This is a genomic window from Thalassotalea sp. Sam97 (assembly GCF_041379765.1).
In the GTDB taxonomy this organism is placed as follows: domain Bacteria; phylum Pseudomonadota; class Gammaproteobacteria; order Enterobacterales; family Alteromonadaceae; genus Thalassotalea_A; species Thalassotalea_A maritima.
The window spans coordinates 1,623,885-1,649,828 of sequence record NZ_CP166919.1; the positions used below are offsets into that span (position 1 = coordinate 1,623,885).

Annotated in this window: 22 protein-coding genes; 16 read left to right on the forward strand and 6 right to left on the reverse strand. The window is 41.9% G+C overall.

Annotated elements, in window-relative coordinates; genetic code table 11:
• Nucleotides 1–138: 138 nt before the first annotated feature.
• Nucleotides 139–1,140 (reverse strand): type I glyceraldehyde-3-phosphate dehydrogenase, encoded by a 1,002-nt coding sequence (gene gap / locus ACAX20_RS07260; RefSeq protein ID WP_371189500.1) that lies wholly within the window; start codon nt 1,138–1,140, stop codon nt 139–141.
• Nucleotides 1,141–1,440: 300 nt separating this feature from the next.
• Between gap and gndA the strand changes: the two genes are divergently transcribed.
• From gndA to ACAX20_RS07275, 3 genes are all read left to right on the forward strand, one after another.
• Entirely contained in the window at nt 1,441–2,967 is a 1,527-nt protein-coding gene (gene gndA, locus ACAX20_RS07265; protein WP_371189501.1) for an NADP-dependent phosphogluconate dehydrogenase, read from the forward strand.
• A gap of 14 nt (nt 2,968–2,981) precedes the next feature.
• Complete coding sequence (gene msrB / locus ACAX20_RS07270; protein WP_371189503.1) at nt 2,982–3,368, forward strand: peptide-methionine (R)-S-oxide reductase MsrB; 387 nt, start codon at nt 2,982–2,984, stop codon at nt 3,366–3,368.
• A 420-nt stretch (nt 3,369–3,788) separates the two neighbouring features.
• A complete protein-coding gene (locus ACAX20_RS07275) occupies nt 3,789–5,234 on the forward strand; it encodes a glyceraldehyde-3-phosphate dehydrogenase (protein WP_371189504.1) in 1,446 nt (481 codons plus the stop codon).
• Between the two features lie 241 nt (nt 5,235–5,475).
• Here ACAX20_RS07275 and ACAX20_RS07280 read toward each other — a convergent pair whose 3' ends face one another.
• Entirely contained in the window at nt 5,476–5,715 is a 240-nt protein-coding gene (locus tag ACAX20_RS07280; RefSeq protein ID WP_371189505.1) for an RNA recognition motif domain-containing protein, read from the reverse strand.
• Nucleotides 5,716–6,080: 365 nt separating this feature from the next.
• On the opposite strand from ACAX20_RS07280, the gene ACAX20_RS07285 reads away from it, so the two are divergent.
• From ACAX20_RS07285 to ACAX20_RS07310, 6 genes are all read left to right on the forward strand, one after another.
• Nucleotides 6,081–6,563 carry a TlpA family protein disulfide reductase gene (locus ACAX20_RS07285; RefSeq protein WP_371189507.1) on the forward strand — a complete coding sequence of 161 codons (483 nt, stop codon included), beginning with the start codon at nt 6,081–6,083 and terminating at the stop codon, nt 6,561–6,563.
• Nucleotides 6,564–6,671: 108 nt separating this feature from the next.
• Nucleotides 6,672–7,799, forward strand: coding sequence for a M14-type cytosolic carboxypeptidase (locus tag ACAX20_RS07290; RefSeq protein ID WP_371189508.1), 1,128 nt, complete (start codon nt 6,672–6,674; stop codon nt 7,797–7,799).
• Between the two features lie 167 nt (nt 7,800–7,966).
• A complete protein-coding gene (locus tag ACAX20_RS07295; RefSeq protein WP_371189509.1) occupies nt 7,967–9,442 on the forward strand; it encodes an alanine/glycine:cation symporter family protein in 1,476 nt (491 codons plus the stop codon).
• A 91-nt stretch (nt 9,443–9,533) separates the two neighbouring features.
• Nucleotides 9,534–9,857 carry a hypothetical protein gene (locus tag ACAX20_RS07300; RefSeq protein WP_371189510.1) on the forward strand — a complete coding sequence of 108 codons (324 nt, stop codon included), beginning with the start codon at nt 9,534–9,536 and terminating at the stop codon, nt 9,855–9,857.
• Nucleotides 9,858–9,880: 23 nt separating this feature from the next.
• Nucleotides 9,881–10,186, forward strand: a complete 306-nt coding sequence (locus ACAX20_RS07305; protein ID WP_371189512.1) for a YeaC family protein — start codon at nt 9,881–9,883, stop codon at nt 10,184–10,186.
• Nucleotides 10,183–12,954, forward strand: coding sequence for a DUF349 domain-containing protein (locus ACAX20_RS07310; RefSeq protein ID WP_371189513.1), 2,772 nt, complete (start codon nt 10,183–10,185; stop codon nt 12,952–12,954). The genes ACAX20_RS07305 and ACAX20_RS07310 overlap by 4 nt, the downstream gene beginning before the upstream one ends.
• A gap of 317 nt (nt 12,955–13,271) precedes the next feature.
• Here ACAX20_RS07310 and sppA read toward each other — a convergent pair whose 3' ends face one another.
• A complete protein-coding gene (sppA, locus tag ACAX20_RS07315; protein ID WP_371189514.1) occupies nt 13,272–15,149 on the reverse strand; it encodes a signal peptide peptidase SppA in 1,878 nt (625 codons plus the stop codon).
• 235 nt (nt 15,150–15,384) lie between these two features.
• Here sppA and ACAX20_RS07320 point away from each other — a divergent pair, with 235 nt between their 5' ends.
• Nucleotides 15,385–16,068, forward strand: coding sequence for a DoxX family protein (locus tag ACAX20_RS07320; protein WP_371189607.1), 684 nt, complete (start codon nt 15,385–15,387; stop codon nt 16,066–16,068).
• Nucleotides 16,069–16,544: 476 nt separating this feature from the next.
• Nucleotides 16,545–17,099, forward strand: coding sequence for a nitroreductase family protein (locus tag ACAX20_RS07325; protein ID WP_371189515.1), 555 nt, complete (start codon nt 16,545–16,547; stop codon nt 17,097–17,099).
• Between the two features lie 75 nt (nt 17,100–17,174).
• On the opposite strand, the gene ACAX20_RS07330 is transcribed toward ACAX20_RS07325, so the two are convergent.
• The 3 genes from ACAX20_RS07330 to ACAX20_RS07340 form a co-directional block, all read right to left on the reverse strand.
• Nucleotides 17,175–19,658 (reverse strand): ABC transporter permease, encoded by a 2,484-nt coding sequence (locus ACAX20_RS07330; RefSeq protein ID WP_371189516.1) that lies wholly within the window; start codon nt 19,656–19,658, stop codon nt 17,175–17,177.
• Nucleotides 19,659–19,670: 12 nt separating this feature from the next.
• Complete coding sequence (locus tag ACAX20_RS07335; RefSeq protein ID WP_371189518.1) at nt 19,671–20,354, reverse strand: ABC transporter ATP-binding protein; 684 nt, start codon at nt 20,352–20,354, stop codon at nt 19,671–19,673.
• Nucleotides 20,355–20,434: 80 nt separating this feature from the next.
• Entirely contained in the window at nt 20,435–21,691 is a 1,257-nt protein-coding gene (locus ACAX20_RS07340; protein WP_371189520.1) for an efflux RND transporter periplasmic adaptor subunit, read from the reverse strand.
• A gap of 336 nt (nt 21,692–22,027) precedes the next feature.
• On the opposite strand from ACAX20_RS07340, the gene ACAX20_RS07345 reads away from it, so the two are divergent.
• From ACAX20_RS07345 to ACAX20_RS07365, 5 genes are all read left to right on the forward strand, one after another.
• Nucleotides 22,028–22,747 carry an isoprenylcysteine carboxylmethyltransferase family protein gene (locus ACAX20_RS07345; RefSeq protein WP_371189522.1) on the forward strand — a complete coding sequence of 240 codons (720 nt, stop codon included), beginning with the start codon at nt 22,028–22,030 and terminating at the stop codon, nt 22,745–22,747.
• A gap of 398 nt (nt 22,748–23,145) precedes the next feature.
• Complete coding sequence (locus ACAX20_RS07350; protein WP_371189524.1) at nt 23,146–23,616, forward strand: GNAT family N-acetyltransferase; 471 nt, start codon at nt 23,146–23,148, stop codon at nt 23,614–23,616.
• A gap of 66 nt (nt 23,617–23,682) precedes the next feature.
• A complete protein-coding gene (locus tag ACAX20_RS07355; protein ID WP_371189525.1) occupies nt 23,683–23,928 on the forward strand; it encodes a DUF2164 domain-containing protein in 246 nt (81 codons plus the stop codon).
• Between the two features lie 144 nt (nt 23,929–24,072).
• Nucleotides 24,073–25,011: a phosphotransferase gene (locus ACAX20_RS07360; RefSeq protein WP_371189526.1), complete on the forward strand. Its 939-nt coding sequence runs from the start codon at nt 24,073–24,075 to the stop codon at nt 25,009–25,011.
• Between the two features lie 303 nt (nt 25,012–25,314).
• On the forward strand, nt 25,315–25,926 hold the full coding sequence (locus ACAX20_RS07365) for a hypothetical protein (RefSeq protein WP_371189528.1): 612 nt from the start codon (nt 25,315–25,317) through the stop codon (nt 25,924–25,926).
• Nucleotides 25,927–25,944: the final 18 nt, after the last annotated feature.

The following is a 25,944-nucleotide window of genomic DNA, read 5'->3' on the forward strand; positions in this document are numbered from 1 at the left end:
ACATCATTTGGAGCTTTACACCTGAACAGTGTGATTTCACTATTAGTATCAATTTTACTTAGTGTTTAATGATTGTCTTTTTTCTTGGCAAAAAAAACGAGCCGCTATGGGCTCGTTTTCAATCAGAATTGCGTTGCCTTAAGCATCGTAGGCAAAAATATGCTCAGCTAAGTCCAATACTTTTTGTGAATAACCCATTTCATTGTCGTACCAAGATACAACTTTTACGAACGTGTCCGTCATGGCGATGCCTGCAGTGGCATCGAACACGCTAGTGCATGATTCACCAATAAAGTCGTTAGACACAACGGCATCTTCGGTGTAACCGATAATACCTTTTAAAGCACCTTCTGACGCATCTTTTACAGCCTCACAGATTTCAGCGTAGGTTGCTGGCTTTTTCAAATTAACAGTAAGGTCCACAACCGATACATTTGGTGTTGGCACACGAAATGCCATACCGGTAAGTTTACCGTTAAGCTCAGGAATAACACGACCAACAGCTTTTGCTGCGCCCGTTGATGAAGGAATGATGTTTTGACCAGCACCGCGGCCACCACGCCAGTCTTTTGAGCTTGGTGAGTCAACGGTTTTTTGCGTTGCAGTGGTCGCATGAACCGTGGTCATTAGACCGGTTTCGATACCAAAGTTGTCGTGCAGTACTTTAGCAAGCGGTGCTAAACAGTTGGTGGTACATGAGGCATTCGACACAATGTCTTGACCTTGATACGCATCAAAGTTCACACCAGCAACAAACATTGGTGTTTCATCCTTAGATGGTGCTGACATAATGACCTTACGAGCACCCGCTGTTATGTGCTTACGTGCTGTTTCATCGGTTAGGAAAAGTCCCGTAGACTCTACAACAATTTCAGCACCTACTTCATCCCACTTTAAATCTTCTGGGTTACGCTCTGCGGTGACTCGGATTTCATTGCCATTGACAATCAGTTTGTTGCCTTTTACTTCAACCGTACCGTTAAAACGACCGTGAGTTGAGTCGTATTTTAACATGTAGGCCATGTACTCAATATCGATCAAATCGTTGATAGCAACAACTTGAATATTATCTCGCTCACAAGCGGCACGAAAAACCAAGCGGCCAATTCGACCGAAACCATTGATTGCAATCTTTTTCATCGGAAAAATCCTTCGTTTTCAATTAATGTAGTAAAATTACAACAAATAAAGAATATATCAAGTTTTATTTACCATTTTATGTAGTTTTATTAGATTTAGTAAAAACTTAGGTATCAATATTACATATTGTCTTCAATTATGGCAGAATACGCGCAAAATTTTGTGGCCTGTGACTTATTGTTATTTCAAGGCGTGCCTCGCTTAGCGCTTATCCTTTGCTAAGATCTTGATTGCGCTACCATTACCCGATGAAATCACACCGCAAAATAAAATCGCTGTATTTTTATGGAAACTTATAATATGTCTGAAAACACCACCAAGTGTGACATTGGCTTTGTAGGCCTGGGCGTTATGGGTAAGAATTTGGTTCTTAACCTAGCAGATAATGGTTACAAGATCGCGGCATTTGATCTTGATTCAGAAAAAGTCGCTGCGGCGATGGCACAAGACGTTGCTGAAAATCCTACTAAGGAAGCTCGCGTTATTGGTTGTTCTTCATATACAGAGTTGTTATCGCAACTTAAATCTCCTCATTTAATCGTATTATCTGTACCGGCTGGTGCCGTGGTTGATCAAGTATGTCAAAACCTGATTGGTGCGGGTATTCACCCTGATGATATCGTTATCGATACTGGTAATAGCTTATGGACAGATACGGTTGAGCGCGAAGCGAAATATAAAGATAACTTTATCTTTTTCTCATCAGCGGTGTCTGGTGGTGAAGTTGGCGCGCGCTTTGGTCCAGCACTGATGCCAAGTGGCTCTGCGTATGCATGGACTCGTGTTAAGCCAATTTGGAGTGCTATTGCTGCTAAAGTTGATGCACAAACGGGTAAGCCACTTGAACGCACAAAACCTGGTGACGTTGTTAATACTGGTGAACCATGTGCCGATTACATTGGTCCAGCAGGCGCTGGTCATTATGTAAAAATGGTACACAATGGTATTGAATACGCTGACATGCAAATGATCTGTGAAGCATACCATGTATTACGTGAAGGCTTATCATTATCATGTGACGAAATTGCCAATATTTTTGAACAGTGGAATGAAGGCGTGTTAGACAGCTACCTGATGGAAATTTCGGTAGAAGTGTTACGCCATAAAGATGCAGAAACTGGCAGTCATTTAGTCGATCTTATTCTAGATAAGGCAGGCCAAAAGGGCACGGGCTTATGGACTGCGGTAAGTTCATTAGAAGTGGGCTGCCCAGCACCAACAATCTCGCAAGCTGTTTACGCTCGCTCGATTTCATCATTTAAAGAGTTACGCGGTGAAACGTCGCAAAAACTATCACAACCAGAAGCGGTAAACTTTACTGCTGAAGAAAAACAACAAACCATTGCTCAACTACACGATGCGTTATATTGCGCAAAAATTTGTGCCTACGCCCAAGGTTTCCAATTAATGAAATTGGCAAGTGTTGAGCAAAACTGGGACTTGAATTATGGTTCAATTGCCAAAATTTGGCGTTCAGGTTGTATTATCCGCGCAGCATTCTTACAATCGATCACCGATGCGTTTGAGCGTAACGAAAAATTAGAAAACCTATTATTGGATGATTTCTTTGCTGACCAGTTAAGTGAGTGTCAGCAAAACTGGCGCTTAGCGGTTGCTAAAGCAACGATGATGGGTATTCCGGTTGGCGCAATTTCAGCATCATTAAGCTACTATGATTCAATGCGTAGTGCGGTATTACCAGCCAACTTATTGCAAGGTCAACGCGATTATTTTGGTGCTCATACGTTTGCTCGTGTTGACAAACCAGAGAGCCAAAAGTATCACGTTGAATGGACCGATACTGAGCGCCCAATCATTAAACTGTAATTACAGGATAGAATATGGCATCAAATGACGAGCAGTATAAACAACAACTGAGCGCTGATGCCTATCGTGTTTGCCGCTTAGGGGCTACCGAAGCCCCTTACTCCGGCAAATACTTTGATCATTGGCAGCAGGGCACTTATGTGTGTGCCTGTTGCCAAACACCACTATTTACCTCTGAAAGTAAATTCCAATCAGGGTGCGGTTGGCCGAGTTTCTTTCAATCCATTGCCGATAACATCACTTATCACCAAGATCTTTCGCATAATATGGTACGCACTGAAATAAAATGTGCAACGTGCGACTCTCATTTAGGACACGTCTTTGACGATGGTCCAGCTCCTACCGGTAAGCGCTACTGCGTAAACTCGTTAAGCCTGCAATTTACTGAAAGTGCAAAGTAAACATTTCCGCTAAAGACTAATAACAACAAAATAATTTAAAAGCATTTGGCTTTGCATAGCTGTTTTCGTATATTTTTTGTTCGTTTGAGCGGGTGCGACCTCATTTTTATGAAAGTTGCAGTGAAAGTGGTGGTGTATGGTTACATTCTTAGTTACAATGGCGTCGATTTTGCAGAGTGGTAACGCAGAATTACCGCCTGCAAATCCAACTTAACGAATAGATTTGCGCCTAGCTGCATAACGACCTAAAAACAATAATAATGTCGACCCCGATTGTTTGTTGTTCAACCTGGTTAAAGGTAAGAAGCAAGCTTAATTTCCTTCGGTTAGCTGATGACGGTTGATGACAATTAGGGCATTTCTACTTCGTGTTGTTGGATATATCTCATTTTTATTACAACAAATTTAAAAGGTAGTGTAATGACTTGTCAACACGAGGAAAATTATCAAAAAAGCTGGCAAGAACGTCAGGAGTTCGCGGAAAAAATGCAGCCAATCATTGGTCAGCTATACCGTAACTTCGGTGTCGAAGTGTCTGTATACGGTCGTCCTCTGGTGAATGCATCAGCAATCGATATCATCAAAGCACATAAATCAGTGCGTATCCATGAAGAAACTAAGTTACGTTTGCGTGAAAGTTTTCCATTTGTGGAAGCGTTAAGTAACATGTCACTGCGTCCAGCAAATATCGATATTGGTAAGCTTGCCTACCGTTACCTTTATCATGGGGAAGCTAACGCGCTAACAATTGAACAATATTTAGAAGAGCAACTGTCCCCACTAAAAGAGCAAGCTGCAGCTGAGCCTAAAGACGTTGTTTTATATGGTTTTGGACGCATTGGTCGTATCTTAGCGCGCCTGTTAATTGATAAAACAGGGCCAATGTCTAACCTACGTTTACGTGCAATTGTTATCCGTCCAGGTAAAAAAGGCGATTTAGAAAAACGCGCGTCGTTGTTACGCCGTGACTCAATTCACGGAGCATTTAACGGCAGTATCTCTGTTGATGAAGAGCAGGGCGTTATCCGTGCGAACGGCGCTTACATTAAAGTCATTTACGCTAAATCACCGAGTGAAATCGATTACACCCAGTACGGTATCAACGATGCCTTAGTGGTTGATAATACCGGTATTTGGACCGACGAAGATGGCTTAGGTCAACATCTTGAATCTAAGGGTGTAAGTAAAGTATTGCTAACCGCGCCAGCAAAAGGTGAGATCAAAAACGTTGTTTACGGTGTAAACCACGAGATGATCGAAGATAATGACAAGATCGTATCCGCGGCATCGTGTACAACTAACGCTATTACGCCAACGTTAAAAGCGCTAAACGACAAGTACGGCATTAAAAACGGCCACGTTGAAACCGTTCACTCGTACACCAACGATCAAAACCTAATCGACAACTACCACAGCAAAGAGCGTCGTGGTCGTAGTGCACCATTAAATATGGTTATCACCTCAACCGGTGCAGCAAAAGCGGTTTCAAAGGCGCTACCTGAGTTACACGGTAAGCTAACGGGTAATGCGATTCGCGTACCGACGCCAAATGTCTCGATGGCGATCATGAACCTAAACCTAGAGTGTGCAACAACACGTGACGAGTTGAACGACTACTTGCGTGGCGTATCACTTGATTCGCCATTGCGCGATCAAATCGATTACACCGCATCAACTGAAATCGTATCGTCGGACTTAGTCGGTTCACGTTTTGCCGGTGTTATTGACTCACAGGCAACCATCGTTGATGGTGACCGTGCGGTACTTTATGTGTGGTACGATAACGAATTTGGTTACAGCTGTCAGGTTGTCAGTGTCATGCATCAAATGTCTGGTGTGAAAGTTTTAAGTTTACCAAGAAGCTGATAACAGCGCTTGTTAACGCCTATCATCACAAATAAAGCCAGGTTCATCTTAGGCTGATACTTTACTAGGGAGCTAAAATTTAAGCTCCCTTTTTATTTCTATGTGAAGTTGACAATATAAAAAACCGAACATGCAAAACACCATTCGCGATAAATTGATACTTATTTAAATCAGCGATTTAGATGGGGCTCTGTCATTTATTGTTCAGCAGTGTTTGAGGTGATAGCTGGGCCCAACCGTTTTACTTTTGGGCTACTTTTACTCTGATTTTGTTCTTTGCAACTCTTGTTTCGTGCAGGGCTGATATCGCCGTTTTAGCCTCATCTTGGTTTGGCATTTCAACAAAAGCAAAACCTTTGGATTTACCCGTTTGTTGATCTAAAACTAAATTACATTCCGTTACCAAACCGTGGTTAGAAAATAATATACGGATTTCTTGTTCTGTAGTCGAGCGTGCAAGGTTGCGAACTAAAAGTTTCATAATAAACCATGTGATAATTATTCAGTCGCTATTATCTCATACTTTCGTATTACTAATGATTTTTTATTTACCTTGGCTTTATGGCAAGTTCACTAACCATCACAGAGGGTCAATCTTTACAGTTGGTTTTCGTAGTGGTTAACATATATGCAGCAAGATAGTCCATCCCAAAACATGGTGGAGGACAGTGCCCGTTTTCAAAAACGTAAGTGACGAACATCGCAAATTACAGTCGCTTAGAATTCTTTAGGTGTAGACGAATATATGTTTAGCATAGGCGTATAAGCTATTTAGCGGTCCACGTAACTTGCTTTATAATCGACACCCTAATGTTTTATCGTTAACACTTATCAAGGATTGAACTTTTGAAGAGCTTTATATTACAACTGCTCATTATCATCGTGATTTTTCAGGGCGTAACTATGTATCGGCAAGCCAATATGCTGGACTCAGATACCGAAGCCGCACCAAACTTTACGTTGTTGGATGTGAGCTATCAACCGCAACACCTATTAGCCAAAAATGGTCAACAAACCGTTGTCTATTTCTTTGCACCGTGGTGCACCGTTTGTCGGTATAGTATGGGTAACTTGCAAGATATTTATGAGGATAATGACGACATTAACATTGTTGCGGTTGCACTGGATTTTGCCAACAAAACGGCGGTAGATGATTTTATATTGGATCTTCAGTTGACCATGCCGGTACTGCTTGGTAACGAGCAAGTAAAACAAGCATACCAAATTTCAGCTTATCCAAGTTACTATGTGTTAAGTCCGCAGCATACTATTGAGTATCGTTCTATGGGCTATTCCACGCAAATTGGTTTAATGATGCGGATAAATTAACCACTATCAAACACTAGGTATTCTTTGCAAAGATTTTTTGTTTCTTCGGTTCTTCTTAAATCGGTCAAGGTTGTGTAAACTGGGGGCAAAATATTACGGGGATACCTTATGCAAATCACCTCTCATTTTGATAGCGGTAATATTCGCGTTGTTACGTGCGAAAAAGCCGACGATATCGAACTCGAAATTAAACACGATAATCAATCCGAGTTTTATCAATGGTTCCATTTTAAGTTATACAATCCCGAGCGATGTGAACACAAAATGCGAATCACCAATGCCGGTCAATCTGCTTATGTTGATGGCTGGAAAGATTATCAGGCGGTAGCGTCATACGATCGCCAAAATTGGTTCAGAGTACCAACCGAATTTGACGGCCAAAATCTCACGATTACCGTCACCCCAGAATACGACGCCATGTATTTTGCCTATTTCGTGCCTTATAGCTACGAACGCCACCAAGATTTAATTCACCAAGCTCAACTCGATAACGATTGCCATCTAGAAGTGTTGGGGCAGACATTAGACGGTCGTGATATGAGCTTATTGCGTATTGGCCAACCTTGTGAGTCAAAAATGAATATTTGGCTAACCGCTCGCCAACATCCTGGTGAAACCATGGCCGAATGGTTTATGGAAGGCTTTATCGATCGCTTGCTTGATGAAGACGACGGTGTTGCAAGAGCCTTATTAAATAAAGCAGTGTTTTATTTAGTACCGAATATGAACCCTGACGGCAGTGTTCGCGGTCACCTACGTACCAATGCCGCTGGCGTTAACTTAAATCGCGAATGGCAAAATCCATCGATGGAAAAGAGCCCTGAAGTATTTTTAGTTACCCAGAAAATGCATCAGGTGGGTGTCGATATGCATCTAGACATTCATGGTGATGAAGCGTTACCAGTAAATTTTGTTGCTGGTTGTGAAGGCATCCCATCGTATGATGCTCGTCATAAAGCATTGGAAGACAGTTTCAAGCAAGCGTTATTAAATATCACACCTGAGTTTCAAGATACCCGCGGTTATGACAAAGACGAACCGGGTAAAGCCAATTTAACGGTTGGGTCAAACTGGGTAGGTGAGACATTTAAGTGTTTGGCTTATACCGTTGAAATGCCATTCAAGGATAATGACTTATTACCCGATCCTGTGGTAGGTTGGAATGATACGCGTTCAGCATTATTAGGTCGCGATGTTTTAACCGCAATCTATCATGTGGTTGACGACCTGCGATAAAAACTAATTAATCATACGGTAAACGTGCGTGCTCAGTGTTGTTTTTTATGGCGCTGAGACATGCACGCTATTGCGCGTATGATAGTCATAACAACGATAAAAATGTATAAGGCTAGTGACACTAGCCAACACAATAATAGCAATATATCAAATTAAAGGGGTTTGTTTTGCTTGATATAGTTAACTTTTTAAATGGCATTATATGGAGTCCAGCACTAATTTATTTGTGTTTGGGTGCCGGCCTATTTTATACCTTTTTAACCCGCTTTGTGCAGCTGCGCTACTTCAGAGAAATGTGGCGTTTACTGCTCTCAGGGCAAAGCTCGAAAAAGGGTATTTCATCTTTCCAAGCGCTATCAGTATCGCTATCAGGGCGCGTAGGTACCGGTAACATTGCCGGTGTTGCCGCGGCAATCGGTTTCGGTGGTCCAGGTGCCGTTTTTTGGATGTGGGTCGTTGCCTTTTTTGGTGCCGCAACAGCGTATGTCGAATCGACGCTCGCACAAATCTATAAAGAGGAGCACGATGGTCAATACCGCGGTGGTCCAGCGTATTACATTGAAAAAGTGTTAGGTCAAAAATGGTACGCGTGGACGTTTGCTATTGCTACTATCATCGCAACCGGTGTATTGCTGCCAACGGTACAATCAAACAGTATCGGTAACGCGGTTGAGATGGCGTTTGGTACAGGTCCTATGATTGACACAGCAATCGGTACCTTAAGCTCGGCGAAAATTATGTCGGGTGCCGGTATCGTGTTACTGCTAGGTTTTATCATTTTTGGTGGTGTTAAGCGTATCGCGCGTTTTACTGAGATTGTCGTACCATTTATGGCATTGGCTTACATCATTATTGCCTTGGTTATTATTGCGCTAAACATCAGTGCATTACCAGGAGTGATCAGCTTGATCCTTTCTGATGCATTTTCTCCTATGGCAGGTATTGGCGCAGCAATTGGTTGGGGTGTAAAACGTGGTGTTTACTCGAATGAAGCAGGTCAAGGTACCGGCCCTCACGCTGCTGCAGCCGCGGAAGTTGATCACCCAGCGCAGCAAGGCTTGGTACAAGCGTTTTCCGTTTATATCGATACTTTGTTTGTCTGTTCAGCAACCGCATTTGTGATCCTTATCACAGGTAGCTATAACGTCCATGGCGCAGGTGATGCCTTTATCGTCCAAAATGTAGCAGCAACCGCTGCCGCAAATAGTCCAGCGTTTACTCAGCTTGCTGTCGAAAGTATGTTCCAAGGCATCGGTAAACCGTTTATTGCCATGGCGCTGTTCTTCTTTGCGTTTACCACCATATTGGCATATTACTTTATCGCCGAAAATAATGTGGCCTACATAAAGCGCAGCTTCGATGTACCGGGTTTAATGACAGCCCTTAAAATCGTGATCATGTCAGCCACGTTTTACGGCACAGTTAAGGCTGCCGATGTTGCCTGGGGATTAGGTGATGTTGGTGTGGGTCTTATGGCTTGGTTAAACATTGTCGGCCTATTGATCATTTTCTTTGTTGCAAAACCTGCGATAAAAGCATTACAAGATTATGACCGACAACGTAAAGCTGGTGTCAAAGCCTTTAGCTTTGACCCTAAGAGCATCGGTATTGAAGGTGCTGAACTTTGGGAAAAGAAAAAATAACCCAATAATTTAAAAAAAAGCGCCCCACGGGGCGCTTTTTTTAGGTAAAATCATAGCCATCTATGATCTCAATTATTATCTGAGGTAATCTATGGCATTAATCAATTGCCCAAGTTGCGGGCAACGCATCTCATCAAAAGCGGCAGTCTGCCAAGGCTGCAACACCGTCTTGACCGACATGAGTGACGAGCAGCGCCAATCCATGTCGCAAATGGCAAAAATCAAAAAACAAGAACAGTTAAATACCCAATCGATGTTGGCGATGTTGCTGTTTTGTGCAGGCGTTGGTTTTATGTATTGGGGCCAGCCTCAACCTGAGTCATTGCAATATATCGCTGCTGCAGGCGCCACAGGTGTCGGCTTTATCTGGTACATCGTTAATCGTGTACGGATCTTAATGTTTAAACGTAAATAATATACTGTTCAATAGGTAATAATGTGGATGTAAAAGCAGTGGTTGCCAATATGGCACCTGACATGTATGAAAGACTAAAACACGCAGCCGAAACGGGCAAGTGGCCTGATGGCACGCCTGTGGACCAAACCCAGCGAGACTCAGCAATACAGTTGACCATGGCATACCAAGCAATGCACATGAATAATGATCAAATGCTTACGATTGGTAGCGATGGTGAAATTATTCATAAGAGTAAAGCTGAGCTTCGCAATCAATTTAAAAAACCGGTTACTGAATCAACATGCAAGAAGAGCCCAGAGGACATCGCTAGGTTTACAGAGTTATGATTTTTAAGAATTTGTTTAAAGCAAAATGGCAACATCAGGACGCCAATATAAGAATACGTGCGATCAAGGAGTTTGATCTCAATAATGCCGATAACAAAGCCATCATTGACTCGATGATTCACTCAGATAGCAGTGACTTGGTACGCCGTTGTGGTTTGCTGACATTAGCGTCTGCTGAACGTTATTTGTATCATTTAACGCACAACTCGTCGTCCAAAATTAGAGCCTTTTGTGATCAACAACTGCAAAAACATATTCTTGATAACACCTTAATAACCAAACAAGAAAAGCACGACTACTTGCTACATCATGCCAAAACGGCGTTTATCGAACAATGGTTGCACCTTGAAAAAGACAGTGAGCTTTTAGCAACGTTGCTCGATAAAGTACAAAAGCCTAATCAGCTTAGACAATTTGTTGTCCACAGTGATAATCAAACATTACGTTTGCAAGCATTACAGCGTGTAGTTGAACAAAGTCAGTTGGAAAAAATTGCAAAAAAACTAACCGATGGCTCGGTTAAGGATGAAGTGGATAGACGCTTAAAGGCGATGTATCAAGCATCAGAAAAACCTCAACTTATTGCCAAGCAAGTACAACTAATACTGGCGAAATTAAATGCCCTTAAAGAGCAATTTGATTACCCCGCCTTAGTGACTAAGCAACAAAACTTGATGCAGCAATGGCAAAAGTTAGAAGCGGAATTTGACTACCTAAGTGATAACGACAAACAAAGTTATCACAAAAAATATGTAACCATCATGAAGTCGGTTGGCCGTCATATGGCACCGTTGCAGGAAAGCTATGAACACCAACGAGCGATTGAACGTCTTAACGAACAAAAACAACAGCAATATGACGACATCAAGCAACGTTTACACGCTATTTCACAGCAAATTGGCGCTGCGATAGCTGAGCAAACGTCATTTAAAGGGTCTGCTGTTGAACGCAATCTTGATAGCATTCGTGCCGAATTGGACGCTTCGCAGATAGAAGACACTGATCGCCGCACTCTATTAGCGACGATACGCGACCTAGAAAACAAGCTGACGCGTCTCCCGAAAATCACTGATGCCATTGTCTTAGCCACGTCGTTGGTGACGAAATTGTCAACGGTTACTGTGCCAAATAGCATGAGTGAATGGAACGAACAACAACCTTTGTATGATGAATGGACAAAGAAGTGGCAACACATTGATAACACGGTTGCTGGTTTATTACCGGATCCCATCGACAAAGCTCGCCAAGAAATAGACACACAGTGGCAACAGGCGGTGCGCCCATTGCAAAGCGAGCAGACTAACTTGTATCAGCACGTGCGTAAGAAAATCGCAGAACTTAAGCGATTAATTGCCAGTGGTAAATACAAATCGGCTTTTGGTTTGCATAAAAAAATTAGCTTCCAGATGCAGGACTTATCTGAAACGCAAAAACGATACCTTGCGAATGACTTTAACGATGTCACGAAGAAGATAAACGAGCTACATGAACTTGAACATTTTGTGGTCACGCCTCGTAAGCAGATGCTATTGGATGAGATACAGTTATTAGCCGATACCCCATTAGCGGATCCTAAACAACAGGCGCAAAAAGTTAAAGAATATCGTCAACACTGGAATAAACTGGGCAGAGCCGACGACGCATTGGAAGATACTCTTAATGATGCATTTAATGATGCGTGTGAACGGGCGTTCGCACCATGTCGCGCATACTTTGCAGAGCAAGAACAATTGCGACAACAGCATTTAGCACAAAAACAACAGGTGTTGGAAAAACTGCGAGCCCTCGAACAGCAGTTATCTGTTGGTGATGTTGAAGTGAAACACTTAGAAAATCAACTGAGTAAACTTAAGCAAGAATGGCGACAAACTGGCGAGGTAGAGCGTAGTGTCTATCATAAGTTGCAAAAACAATATCAACAGAGCGTAGCCCCCCTCGTTAAGCACATCGAGCAATACCATTTAACCAACAAAGAGGCTAAGCAGGCACTGATAGAGCAAGCCAAAGCTCAGCTTGAAAACGACAATTTACACGCTGCGATAGAAGAGTTAAAGCAATTGCAAGTCAAATGGAAATCGCTGGGTTTTGCTGGCCAAAAGTTTGATAACCAACTTTGGAAGTCATTTCGTAAAGTGAATGATGCCGTGTTTGCTAAGCGCGAAGAGCAAAAGCAACAGCAAAAACAAGTGACGCTAGAGGCTGTTACTAAACTTGAGCAAACGTTTGTTGATTTAGTGCAAAACGCTGACACCGAGGCTGTTAACGGTATTGAGCAATATATCGCTGATTTGTCTACATTTATTGACCATGTTGTATCGCAAAAACCTGTCGCTAAAACGGTACTTACTCGTGCTGAACAAGCAAGAGTCAAAGCGAAAAAAGCGCTGTACGAGAAACAACAAGCACAGCGTTCTGAACGCTACCATAAGTTGTTTGACGTCGTTGAGCAGCTGTCGCTAGGGCACGATATTGCGCTTGAGAACACAGCTATTCCAAGCGCATGGCAAAAGTTGCTGAAAGAGGGGCAACGTCAGCCCAGCAAAGATCGCGGTGAGCTAACGCTGATGCTCGAGATCACAGCGAATGCCGAATCACCCGCCGAGTTTCAGACGCAGCGCATGCAGGTGCAAGTACACATGTTATCAGAGAGCTTAATGCAAGCGAGTAACAATATTGATGAACTGTTAAAACGTTGGCTAGCACATGGTGCTTTTACCAAACGTGATATCGGTTATGTATCTCGGGTAAAAAAGCTTTTCATAAAGTAATCTTATAACGTAACGCAAGCGAAATTAACCTCAGTTTACGTAAAATGTGTTGTTAATCATCAATGCTGGCCTTTTATAAAGGCTGGCATTTTTTATCCTTAAATAAAAACGCTAAGGCAAGGTTCAAATATGTTCAAAGCTTATGAAGGTAACCTGTTGTGGTCAACTGAAAGGGATGTGAACGGCTTAACTCTTTTGATGTTTGAAACGTCCATAAATACGTTCTAAATGTGTAGACCTATTTCAGGACGATACAGCAATAAAAAAAAGCCCAGACGTTAGACTGGGCTTTATATATTTTAATTTACGGCTTGTAATTAAAACTGAGCATCACATGTTAAACAGAATGAATAGATCCCTTTTGGATCGTTAAGCTGATTAATTTGCTCATACTCGTTAATTAACTTAAGAATATGCTGTTTCAGCGATGGGTTATTCGCTGCTTGCTCAATGGCACTTTGTTGCTCTGGCATAAAAATACTTGCTGTCTCAAATAGGTTGCGCAAGAAAAGTTCTTTTGCAGACAGTTCTTTTTCTATAACCAATGTGTCGTAGCTTTTCAGTCCAGCAAGATCCGCCGCTGCATTCACCGCGTCATTAAGATCACCTAGCTTGTCAACCAAACCTAGCTCTTGCGCTTTAGCACCGGTCCACACACGGCCTTGGGCTATGGCGTCAACTTGCTCTAGGGTCATGTTACGGTTTTCAGCAACCAGCGTGATGAACTCGTTATAGCCACGCTCAATACTTAATTGAATGATATTGCCAATGTTTTCAGGCAGTGGACGGCTAATACCGAAACCAGCGAAGTCTGTTGTACCAACACCGTCAGTGTGTATACCGATTTTGTCTAGCGCTTTTTCAATGGTCATAAACATACCGAAAATACCGATGGAACCGGTAATGGTGTTTGGTGATGCCCAAATCTCATTGGCTGACGCAGAAATCCAGTAACCACCAGACGCTGCATAGTTAGCCATAGAGGCTACTACCGGCTTACCTGCAGCCTTAAGCAATTCGACTTCCTGGCGAATAATTTCAGATGCGTAAGCACTGCCACCCGGGCTATCGACTCGCAGTACAACCGCTTTGACTTTGTCATCAAGGCGAGCTTTGCGTAGTAACTTAGCCGTTGAGTCACCGCCAATGGTGCCTGCTTTCTGGGTACCATTTAAAATAGTCCCCTTAGCAACTACCACGGCAACTTTATCAGTCATTGGATTAACCACAGGGATAGGGGGCTTAACCGTTTTTAAGTAATCTTTAAAACCTATTTGATTAAAGCTATGGTGATTGTCACCTTTTCCAACTTTATCAATCATTGTTGTACGGATTTGCTCGCGATTTTTTAAATCATCCACTAATCCAAGGTTTAGTGCGTAATCGGCAAAACTTCCGCCAGCTTGCTGCAGTTTGGCATAGACTTGTGCGGCTGATTCATCGAAACTCGCCATATCCATTCCGCGATTATTAGCAATATCGACTTTGAAGTTGTACCAAAGTTGATCAAGCCACGCTTTATTGGCTTCTTTCGCCGCATCGGACATGTCATCGCGAGTATACGGTTCAACAGCTGATTTATAGGTACCAACTTTAAATACGTGCTGTGTTACTTCAAGTTTGTCTAGTGCTGACTTGAAATACGTAGGGTAGCGACCGAAACCTTCAAGCAATACCGCACCTTCTGGATTCATCCATACGTGATCGGCATACGATGCAAGGTAATATTGGTATTGGCTAAAGTAATCACCAAAGGCAATGACTTCTTTGCCAGACTCTTTAAAGTCAGCAATCGCTTGGCCGATGACTTGCAAATGATGCAAACCGCTGCGGCCAATGGTTTGTGGATAAATAACCAATGACTTTACTCGGTCATCGTTCTTGGCGTTTTCAATGACTAATAATACATCACTAAGAAGCACCTCAGGAGCTTCCTCTTCAGCGCCTAATACCTCTTGCATTATTTGCGCGGTTGGATCAATTTCACGTTTTTGTTCAACGATATCGCCTTTTAAATTCAGAACTAACGCTACGTCGCTGGGTACGGAGACTTTATCAGAGTCGTCGGTTAATACGTTGAATAAAATGATGATAAAAGCAAAAAATATGAGATTTAAAAAGATTTTTCGAGAGGTATTTAAAATAACCCACAACTTTTTAAATATCCGTTTTATAACACTCGGTTTTTCTGACATACACCCTCACGTCTACTTTCGAATCAAAATGGAATAGAAATTATTATTATCAATATACCGTGGTCGCCAAAAAAGATCTTTAATGAACCCAGTATATTAAGAAATATTTACAAATATTAAGGCTTTTTCTTTGATTTACCAACGATTTTTGCCCTTTTGGACATTTATTGCTAGTCCTTGAAAGATTCCGTCGACTAAACTGTTCTCTTAGTTATTCTCAACAATAAAATGAATCATTATGAAATTGATCACAATTTACCAACGTATAGTTGGTTGGCTATTACAATTCGATGCACTGCCTGCACTGCTAATTCGCCTATTTTTAGCGCCCGTGTTCATCATCGCCGGATATAACAAAATGCAATTTGGTGATCAGGAACTCAACTTTTTTGACCAATTCTTTGCCGATCCTAACGTCATCGCTTGGTTTGGTAACTCAGAATGGGGGCTTGGTTTACCGTTTGCCGAGGTCTTAGCCAACTTGGCGGCGTGGACGGAGTTTTTTGGCGGTTGGCTGTTACTCATTGGTTTTTTGACACGGCTTGTCTGTATTCCCTTAATGTTTACCATGATTGTTGCCGCGACAACCGTCCATTTATCAAATGGTTGGTATGCCATTACGCCAACCGATGCGAGTACAAGTTCAGCACAAGTCTTTTCTTGGTTAGGGATTGAACAGGCTGACGAAAGTTTAGCGAACAGTGTTGAGGCAAGTAAGCGCTTGGAGCGAATTAAAGCTATCGTCGATGAACATGGCAGTCCTCAATGGCTTTATGAAAAAGGTAATGTTGTCTTGTTAAATAATGGTATTGAATTTGCGGCAACGTATTTCATTCTGTTACTTGCGCTGTTTTTCATTGGTGCGGGGCGTTTTGTTAGTGTCGATTATTGGTTTTGTAGGCGGGTGAAATCACAGTAAATTAATGTATTTGTGTTGCTCTGTATCGGAAGCAGGGTATTTGTTGCTGATCTACGCTTAATGTCATAGTTGTGAAAAGTAATCCTAACTATCAACTGGTTACGGAGGTAACGCGTAACTTTTGATGTGCCAAAAAGGCGTTAGTACAAGGTTAGTAGCGACACAACCCATGGACAAACAGAGCACTACGCATGTTTTGTTGCTGATAAAAAAAAGCCCGAACAGGTCGGGCTAAAAAGGGCTGTTGAAAATTAAATCGTTTATATAAACGTGTGTGCAAACTCAGTAGATCACTTTTTTATCTATTTTTTTAGATTATTGTCACTAAATGATTGTCCATCAACAAGTCGCCTCACGTACAGAAGAATATCATACAGCTAAAGCTGTAAATCATATTAACGTTCAATAACCGATAATGAGAATAAATACACATTATGATATTCTTGGCTTATCTCAATGTATAACGTATAAAAATCATGTCTAACGCATTACAATTTCTTATTAACCGTCAATCTAATGGCTTTTTAGAAGCCCCAGCACCTAATCATGAACAATTGCAACAAATGTTTGCTGCGGCCGTCGCTGTGCCTGATCATGGAGCACTGATGCCATATCGCTTTGATGTCGTTACGGGGGACGGACTAGATGAGTTAACCAACATTTTTGTTGAGGCGGTTACTGACAAAAGTGACGATGATGTAAAAATTGCCAAAGCACATAAGATGGCTTATCGGGCACCGATGATCATTGTTGTCTCGACTAAATATCAACAGCACCCTAAGGTGCCCAAGTTTGAGCAACTGATCACCGCAGGCCTTGCTACCAATGCGCTGCAAATGGCGGCAACGGCATTGGGATTTGGCGCCATTTGGCGTACAGGTGACATGGCAACGAGTGAGATTGTAAAACAAGGTTTGAATATCGCATTAGAAGAGCAAGTTGTGGGATTTTTATATGTTGGCTCGATAAGCAAACAGCTTGGTAAAAAGCCTCGTCGATTGGAAAATGCCGATATTCGTTACATTGTATAGCAGCGAATATTCGTCTACGTAAAAAGGGAAACCATTTGGTTTCCCTTTTTTAATCAAAACATTTTGCAATGTACTTTATTCGTAGCGCAGCGCCTTGATAGGGTTTGCTCGAGCCACTTTAATTGAATTACTGGCAACTGTTAGCCAAGCGATCAATAAAGCGAATGCACCAGATACAGCACATATCACCAAGATACTGCTTGGCTCAATACGATAAACAAAGGTCTCTAACCAATCCATCATAAAGTAGAAAGCGACAGGCCAGGCAATCAAACAAGCAATAAGGACTGGTTTAGAAAACTGCATCACTAACATCGATACCACATTAAACACACTAGCGCCCATGACCTTGCGGATACCGATTTCTTTGGTGCGACGATCCGCACTGAAACTTGCTAAACCAAACAACCCTAAACAAGCGACAAAGATAGCCAGGCCAGAAAATGCCGCAAATAATGTCGCTTCGCCTTGTTCTTGCTGGTACAGCTCAGCAATATCGTCTTCAACAAACGAGTGCGCAAATGGAATGTTAGGCACTTGAGTTCGCCACATCGCCTCAACATCGTTTTTCAAGGTTTCTGGGTTGCCTTTAAAGCGAACGCTGATGCTACGCACGAAGTTTGTATTTAACGGGTATACCTCTGGACGAATACTCGAGCGCAAGCTTGCAAAGTGAATGTCTGCTACCACGCCAATTACCGTTAAGTTAAGCTGTAGATTTTCACCTGGATCGCCTCGACCGATAATAACGGTTTTACCAATGGCCTCTTCTGGGCTACCTAAGCCTAAGCGTTGTAGCGCCGATTCATTGACAACGATGGTGCCTTCTGCTTTTTCACCGTTACGCAATTGCTCAGTGCTTGGGCTTTCATCATTACGGTTTTCATCGTACGCACGGCCAGCGATCAATTTGATTTGGTAGGTTTTGAAAAAGTCGTAACCAACGCTGCGCTGACCGATTAGCATGGCATCTTCTTCTGCCATATCAGGAGTACGCATCATGGTATTGTTTTCGTTACCATTACCCGGAGTTTCGCTAGAGTATGTCACGTCAGTAACTTGAGGATGTTTACGTAATTCGTTAATCATCACCTCGCGCTTTTCAGACGCTTCGTCTCTGTTTAGGCGAAATATCACCATCATGTTGTCTTTGTTGTAGCCAGCATCCATGTTTAAAGCGTATTGCATTTGGCTGTACACTACGGCGGTTGATACAAATAAACCAATCGATACGGCAAACTGGATCACAACCAACGTTGCTCTTAATCTCAGTGATGCTTTGGTATCAGCAGACTTATTGGCTTTTAACACCATGGCCGGGCGAAAACCTGATAAGACAAACGCTGGGTATAGGCCACTTAACAAACCAACCGCAATGGCAAATAATGCCAGACCAGACAGGTTACTCGCGCTGTAACTCACCGCTAAGTCTTTGTTCAGCACATCGTTGTAAAACGGTAGCGTTAATTCAACTAAGCCAAACGCTAACACGAAGGCAAACAAGGTCATTAGAATTGATTCACCCAAAAATTGTGCGATTAAGTTGCCGCGTGATGCGCCTAACACTTTACGCAAAGACACTTCTTTAGCTCGCTTGCTTGCTTGCGCGGTAGAAAGGTTCATAAAGTTGATGCAGGCAATTAATAAAATTAATGCCGCTACCGCTGAGAAGGTGACCACCATGGCTTGATTACCTTGTGGGCGCATTTCACCAAAGCCTTCAGCGTTTAAATGCAAATCTTTGATGTTCATTGCGCTTAGATCGATAAAGTCTGAGGCTTTTGCATCGTCACCGCCAATAGGCATTTGTGGGAAGTTGTTGTTGGCAAAGTTATCAAATTGCTCATTGATGGTTTGTAAGTCACTCGCTTGCTTGGTGGTGAAGTACATCTGCGCGTTAATTGAGAACCATGCATGAAACATATAATTTTGATCTTCCCAATCTTTTTCGTCGATCAATACCAACATGGGTAAATCCAATTGGGTATTATCCGGTAAGTCTTTGATAACGGCCGCTACTTTGTAATCGCGTTGGAAGTGATTAAAGTCAAGGCTTAACACCTTACCTAAAGGCTCTTCATCGGCGAAAAATTTATAAGCCATGGTTTCGTTTAACACAATGGAATGGTTATCCGAAAGTGCCGCTTTTAAGTCACCTTTAACCACCTCGACATCAAAAACATCGACAAACTCGCTATCGACTAGTTTCACATCTTCAATGTAAACATCATCGCCTAGGGTAATGGTAGGGCCCCAGCCGGCGATACGTGTGGCGTATTCAACTTCAGCAAAGTCTTTCTTTAGAGCATGGATCAAAGGACCCGGCGATGAAACACCACTGACAGGATCACGACCAGGCACATTAAAGGTCACATGCGTGCGATGAATGCGATCAGCATTTTGCCAAAATTTATCGTAGCTGGTTTCGTGATTAACGTACAAAATAATCATCACCACCGCAGCTAAACCAATGGCTAAACCAAACACGTTGATGGCACTGAACAGTTTATTGTTCAGCATATTGCGCCATCCGGTTGTTAAATAATTAGACAATAACATAATTAATTCCTTTTACGATGCAGCTTTTAGTTGTTGTAATTGCAGCTGACCATCCAGTAAGTTAACCACGCGACTAGCGTATTCTGCATGGCTTGGTGAGTGAGTTACCATGATGATGGTGGTACCTTCTTGGTTAAGTTGTTGCAACATTTCCATGACTTCTCGGCCATGCTCAGTATCAAGGTTACCGGTTGGCTCATCGGCAAGGATAACGCTTTGGTTACCCACCACAGCACGAGCGACAGCGACACGCTGTTGTTGACCACCGGATAATTGGCTTGGCATGTGCTTGGCGCGATGATCAATGCCCACTTTTTTCAATACCTCGGCAACACGACGCTTGCGCTCACTTTTTGAAATATCGTGATAAAGCAATGCCAGTTCGACGTTTTCAGCAACGTTTAACTCGTCAATTAAGTTAAAGCTTTGGAAAATAAAACCAATATTTTGCTTTCGAATATTCGCTAAATTGCTTTCTGAATAGTTAGCGATATCTTCACCGTTGAACAAATACTTACCTTCTGTTGGTGAGTCGAGCATGCCAATGGTGTTAAGTAGGGTAGATTTACCACAACCACTTGGCCCCATAATGGCAACAAATTCGCCTTTTTTAATCGTTAAATTGATGCGATCAAGTGCCGTGGTTTCGATGTCTTCGGTTTGAAAACGCTTGCTTAAATTTTCTAGTGTTAACATAAGATTATCCCTTTTTGTTACTGTCTAAGTTAATTGTTTATAAATGTTATTATCAGAAGTTTTTATAAAATGGATCTCGATTAGGACGAGGTCAGTTTGAGTTGGCTCATGTCAATAAAGCTACTGTAAGGTGAGGTGATCACTTTCTCGCCAACCTCTAAGCCGTCAAGTACTTCAATAAAGCGGTTGTTGCGACGCCCTAAACGTACGTTACGACGCACGGCGGTTTCACCATCGGCGCTCAGTACAAAAACCCAGTTACCGCCGGTGTCTTGATAAAATGCACCGTTGGCAATAAGTGGTACATCGCTTGGATCGCCTAACGTTAATTTGGTTTGTAATGATTGACCACGACGAATGCCAGTAGGTTTTTCGTCGCTAAAGGTTAAGTCGACACGGAACTGACCATTGTTGACTTGCGGGTATATTTTTGACACTTCGAGTTGATAGTCTTCACCATTTTTGCTGATGATGGCGATTTGACCTAAATCAACGCGCTCTAGATAGAATTCGTCGATTGACGCTTCTAATTTAAAGTTATTGGGATCATCGATTTGACCAATACGCTCACCGCGTTGGATTGATTGGCCGACTTCGATATTAAATCCAGACAACTTGCCGGCAACCGGCGCTTTCATATTTAAGTTATCCATGTTTTGACGGGCAAACAGAAGGCTTTCTTCAAGACGTTGCCCGGTATCTTTCAAAAAGCGCAATTGCTGCTGTTGCATCAGGGCATCGGTTTTTTGGCTTTCTATGGTAACTTGTTTGCGATTTTTGTAGTACTCAAGTAAGTCTTCGTTTTCCCGTAACGCACTGTCGGAGATTGCGCCTTTGGCAAACACCGCGCGTTCACGCTCTACTTGGCGACTTAAGCGTTTAATTTGATAGTCAATTTCAATGAGATTACGCTTGTGACTCAATTTGTTTTGCTCTAACGACAATTCAATGCTGCGCATGTTATTGAGCTGCTCGGTAACCGCTGCTTCGTTGCGCATAACATCCAGTTGTAATTGGGTGTTGGAGAGTTTAACAATCGCTTGGCCCGGTGTGACTAAGCTACCGTCTTCGATAAGCACTTGCTCGACACGGCCACCTTCAACCGCATCCAAATAGACGGTTTTTAACGGCGTGACTTTGCTGCGTACCGGTATGAAATCCTCAAAGGTACCAAATTTAACGTCCGAGACCGTGATATTTTGTGCCGCAAGCGATAATGATTTACCGGTTGTTTGCGCGGAATATAAATTGGCAATAAAGGCGATGGCAACAACGGCACTTGCGCCAACTGCAATCTTGGCCCAAGGATTTGATTTTCGTTCTATTTTTCTATCCATAGTGGTTACTGTTCAATCTCTTAAATTAAAAACATGGCAAAAATCACCATTCACGAACTTTAAGAGCAGTAATTGTGCCAATTTGTTAACCCACTGTAATTAAACGTTATTTTATGCTTTTTTGTCATGGCTTTAGTGAGTAAAAAGCGATGTATTTAAGTGTTCTAACCAATTGTTAGCGAAAATAACTATTTAAAAGGAGGGATAAAACGAATGCAGGTGCACGTTCACCTGCGCTGATATATGAGAAGTTAGCTAATATCTAAGATATACCTTGTCGATAACATGAACCCGCACCGTATTCGACTGGCCCTGAAACAGCGCTTAGGCATATCAATGACAGAGAAAATATCTCATAACGAGACAGCTGACACCTTATCTTTTCGGCAGTGGCGAAAAATCGTAGTGAGCTATCTTGTTATGCCACTTATATTATTGTTATGTGGTGGTGATTTTGGCTGGTGGCAGGCGTGGGTATATTCTCTAATTCTTGTGGTTGCCGGAATTGTGGGCCATATGTGGGCTGAGTATCGACACCCTGGCATCATTACGGCAAGACAAAGCGCAAAGAGCTTCCATCACGCCAAGCCTTGGGACAAAATACTGGCGCCTTTGATGGCGATAAGCATTGTCATTCCATTATTGATTGTTGCCGGTTTAGATCATAGATACCAACTCTCGCCCGAGTTTCCTTTGTGGCTTAATATACTGGGCTTGCTCTTCGTCGCGCTTGGTTATGGTTTCGCGTCATGGGCGATGGCAGAGAATCGCTTTTTTATAAGTGTGGTACGGATCCAACATGAGCGCGGTCATCAAGTGTGTGATACAGGACCTTACCAGTTTGTACGCCATCCTGGTTATACTGGGAGCCTGCTACCATTATTTGGGATTGCGCTGGCGTTGGGATCGGTATGGACATTGATACCCGCACTATTAGCAACTTTGATTACAATCATTAGGATCATGCTTGAAGACAAAACCTTGCAGCAAGAATTACCAGGTTATCGGGATTATGCGCAACGCGTGCGTTATCGGTTATTGCCCGGGCTATTCTAAACCCACAGATAGAGACCCACATAAGTATGGATTTTGCAGACTTAACATTCTTTGATTGGCGTTTTATCAATGTTTCTAGAGTGGTAAAAGCTTGGACCTCACAATATTATCCTAATTTATTATTAAACTTTATCCGAAAAAGCAATTGGATTTGCGTTCATTCCTCGCTAAAGTATAAACCTTTGATTTGTCTTGTACTCTCAGCACTCTCATCTCAATGTTAAAAAGTTTTGTTGGCACAGCATGATTGAAATTGCCAATGCTCGATAACATGCGACACACGTAAAATCAAACAGGCGGACTAGTTGCAAAATGCGTTGCAAGTGAAGCTACGGGTATTTGCATGGTAATAGAGTGTACAGCCAAGCCAATTTCACAAAGGAAAAGTAGTAAATTATATGGATCATCCAGTACTCATAAGAAAAGCAAATACAAACGATCACCCATTTATTTTTCAGCTTTCTCCGCGTCTAGCCGAGGTTGCGCAACTTGGTTGGCATACGGATGAGGCCGTGCAAGACATGCAAGATAACTATATTTTTGAAATGCTTGCTGAAACGTCGATGCCCAATACCACCTTAATTGCAGAGTTGGATAGTACACCGCTAGGCTTTATCCATGTTCGTACTCACCGTGATGGTATTACCGGTGAAACCTGTGGCACTGTGCCTCTTTTAGCGGTGTCTCCTGAATCACAAGGGTTCGGTGTCGGTAAGCTTTTGATGAGTGCCGCAGAAACTTGGGCCAAGAATTTGGGTTGTCGTTTATTACACCTCGAAGTATTTGCCAATAATTCAAAGGCACAGCACTTTTATCAAAATCTTGGCTTTCAGCCAGAAATGCTACACATGATCAAAACGCTAGAATAACATTATCTTAGCCAAGCTAGTACCAGCGCTTTCTTTGCTACTGAACCTAGGAGTCTCGTTTCATCTATGTCTGATATTGAATTTACCAAGCAACAAAAAGAGTTAATGGTTGCAAAATTACAGTCTTATTTTGACAAAGAGTTACATCAAGATTTAGGCCAATTTGATGCGGAATTTCTGTTGGACTTCTTCTCGAACGAACTTGGTGCCTTTTATTATAATCAAGGCCTACATGACGCTCGTGCGGTATTTGAACAAAGGGTTCAGTCTATTGACGACGATATTTACGCCATAGAAAAACAAACCAATTAATGGCCCTGTACCTTAAGGGTTAAACACGTGACGCGCTAATTAGCTATTGTTAATTTGCCTTGCCCACTACCAATGAATAGTAGCAACGGATCTAATGAGCGATAAATTGCGTGTTCCTGTTAGCAACAACGACAGCAAAATACGATGAGAAATTCTTTACAATGGGACTCGCCAGAGTGGATTGAGTCTGCTCAAACGTGGGTAAATGAAAACTTAAAACAACGAGGTGTTGAACCTGTTGGTAATTTAACAAAAGTATCGGGTTGGGCGCTAGGTCAGATATTCAAACAAAATACTAAAGATGGGTTTTACTTCTTTAAAGCAACGGCTTTTCTCCCGTTGTTTTCAAATGAATCATTACTGTGTTTAAAGCTTGCTGAATTAACACCAGAATATGTCCCGAATACTATTTGTTGTTCTGAAAGCGAGCAATGGATGATAAGTAGAGATTTTGGCGGCGGTCTTCCCGAAGGTGCTGATATTACTCTTTGGGTTGAAGCGTTTAAGACATTTGCTCAATTACAAAAACTCTCTTTCAATCATATTAATGAATTAATTGAAAATGGCTGCTTGCAACGAGAAATTCATGATATACCTAAACAATTAGATGAAATCCTTAGCGATAATGGCATTGTTCGGCACTTGCCTGAACAGTTTAAAATCAAGAGAAGAGAGATAATATTCAAAGTTAAACAGTCCGTGGAAGCGTTAGCAAAATTCAATATTCCTAACACGCTTGTCCATGGCGATCTTCATATTGAAAACATAGCAAAGATTGGTGACCGTTTTCTTTTCTTTGATTGGAGTGATGCATGTATTAGTCACCCCTTCATTGATGGCACGTATATATTCAGGATGCCTGAAGGTAAAGATAAAGACATCATCGTTAATACTTATTTATCGCAGTGGTCGAATTTATATAAGCTCGAAGATTTGAAAAGCGCTTGGAAACAAGCTGAATTGGTTTGCTATACACATCAAGCAATATCATACGCTTCCATGAAGAGGGCGCTATCAAATGTTCAAATGCAGGATTTAGGACAAGCGTTTACAAATGCATTTAATAGGTTGCTTGCTAGTTGAATGAACGGCCAAAAATGGTGCGTTTGAGTTTGTCGGCAATAACCGAGAGTCCGCTCTATATCATTTTCAAGAAAGCCTCTGGGACTAAATGGGTCTGAAACTGGCACATTTGCGCCTGTCGGTTAAATAGCGTAAGTTATTGATTAATAAATGCAGTGGCGAACGGCTGTTGCGAGCGAACAACAGATCGTTACATAAAACGCCCTAGACATTTCTGAGAATTTTCATTAACCCCAGAAAACACCTCGTAACCAACCTTTAACATATTGAAAAATGAATAAATGATGGACGTTAGCTTCATATATGACAAAAGAAACCAATAGATTTTTGGAAGCTTCTCTCGAAGCTGCCGAGGTAATCGCCGATTCACTAATAGATAGTGAAATTATCAAAAGCATACCTGTGGTTGGTACTGCCTTGAAAGTATTATCTGGCACTCGGGATTTACGAGACAAGATATTTGTGTCAAAAATACAGCGTTTCTTACTGGAAATTGAACATCTTTCAAAAGAAGAAATATTAGAATTTAATGAAAGAATTACTTCAGACGAGGAGGCGATGAGAAACGTTGGGGAAACTACTTTATTAGTTCTTGATAAACTATCAGATATTAAGAAAGCTGAACTACTAGGATTTTATTACTCCTGTTTTCTAAGTGGGCATCTAGATCAATATCAATTCAAAAGAATAGCCGCAGCAATTGATACAGCATTCATTGACGATATTGAATTGTTCCTTAAATCTGGTTTAGATGAAATACTTTCCCAAAAGCAATTCATGAAAGCCTTATTTAGTTCGGGAATGACTGTGATTTCTGCTGGCAAATCATGGAATGACACAGGTGAACTTTTCTATGAGGCTTCTTCAATAGGACGTCACATAATTGAATTATGGAAAGATTTTAAGCAAAGCTAAGAATGTGTTCAAAAATGG

Coding starts and splice junctions, on each gene's coding strand:
- gap (WP_371189500.1), bottom strand. CDS start 1,140: ATGAAAAAGATTGCAATCAATGGTTTCGGTCGAATTGGCCGCTTGGTT.
- gndA (WP_371189501.1), top strand. CDS start 1,441: ATGTCTGAAAACACCACCAAGTGTGACATTGGCTTTGTAGGCCTGGGC.
- msrB (WP_371189503.1), top strand. CDS start 2,982: ATGGCATCAAATGACGAGCAGTATAAACAACAACTGAGCGCTGATGCC.
- ACAX20_RS07275 (WP_371189504.1), top strand. CDS start 3,789: ATGACTTGTCAACACGAGGAAAATTATCAAAAAAGCTGGCAAGAACGT.
- ACAX20_RS07280 (WP_371189505.1), bottom strand. CDS start 5,715: ATGAAACTTTTAGTTCGCAACCTTGCACGCTCGACTACAGAACAAGAA.
- ACAX20_RS07290 (WP_371189508.1), top strand. CDS start 6,672: ATGCAAATCACCTCTCATTTTGATAGCGGTAATATTCGCGTTGTTACG.
- ACAX20_RS07300 (WP_371189510.1), top strand. CDS start 9,534: ATGGCATTAATCAATTGCCCAAGTTGCGGGCAACGCATCTCATCAAAA.
- ACAX20_RS07310 (WP_371189513.1), top strand. CDS start 10,183: ATGATTTTTAAGAATTTGTTTAAAGCAAAATGGCAACATCAGGACGCC.
- sppA (WP_371189514.1), bottom strand. CDS start 15,149: ATGTCAGAAAAACCGAGTGTTATAAAACGGATATTTAAAAAGTTGTGG.
- ACAX20_RS07325 (WP_371189515.1), top strand. CDS start 16,545: ATGTCTAACGCATTACAATTTCTTATTAACCGTCAATCTAATGGCTTT.
- ACAX20_RS07330 (WP_371189516.1), bottom strand. CDS start 19,658: ATGTTATTGTCTAATTATTTAACAACCGGATGGCGCAATATGCTGAAC.
- ACAX20_RS07335 (WP_371189518.1), bottom strand. CDS start 20,354: ATGTTAACACTAGAAAATTTAAGCAAGCGTTTTCAAACCGAAGACATC.
- ACAX20_RS07340 (WP_371189520.1), bottom strand. CDS start 21,691: ATGGATAGAAAAATAGAACGAAAATCAAATCCTTGGGCCAAGATTGCA.
- ACAX20_RS07345 (WP_371189522.1), top strand. CDS start 22,028: ATGACAGAGAAAATATCTCATAACGAGACAGCTGACACCTTATCTTTT.
- ACAX20_RS07350 (WP_371189524.1), top strand. CDS start 23,146: ATGGATCATCCAGTACTCATAAGAAAAGCAAATACAAACGATCACCCA.
- ACAX20_RS07355 (WP_371189525.1), top strand. CDS start 23,683: ATGTCTGATATTGAATTTACCAAGCAACAAAAAGAGTTAATGGTTGCA.
- ACAX20_RS07360 (WP_371189526.1), top strand. CDS start 24,073: ATGAGAAATTCTTTACAATGGGACTCGCCAGAGTGGATTGAGTCTGCT.
- ACAX20_RS07365 (WP_371189528.1), top strand. CDS start 25,315: ATGACAAAAGAAACCAATAGATTTTTGGAAGCTTCTCTCGAAGCTGCC.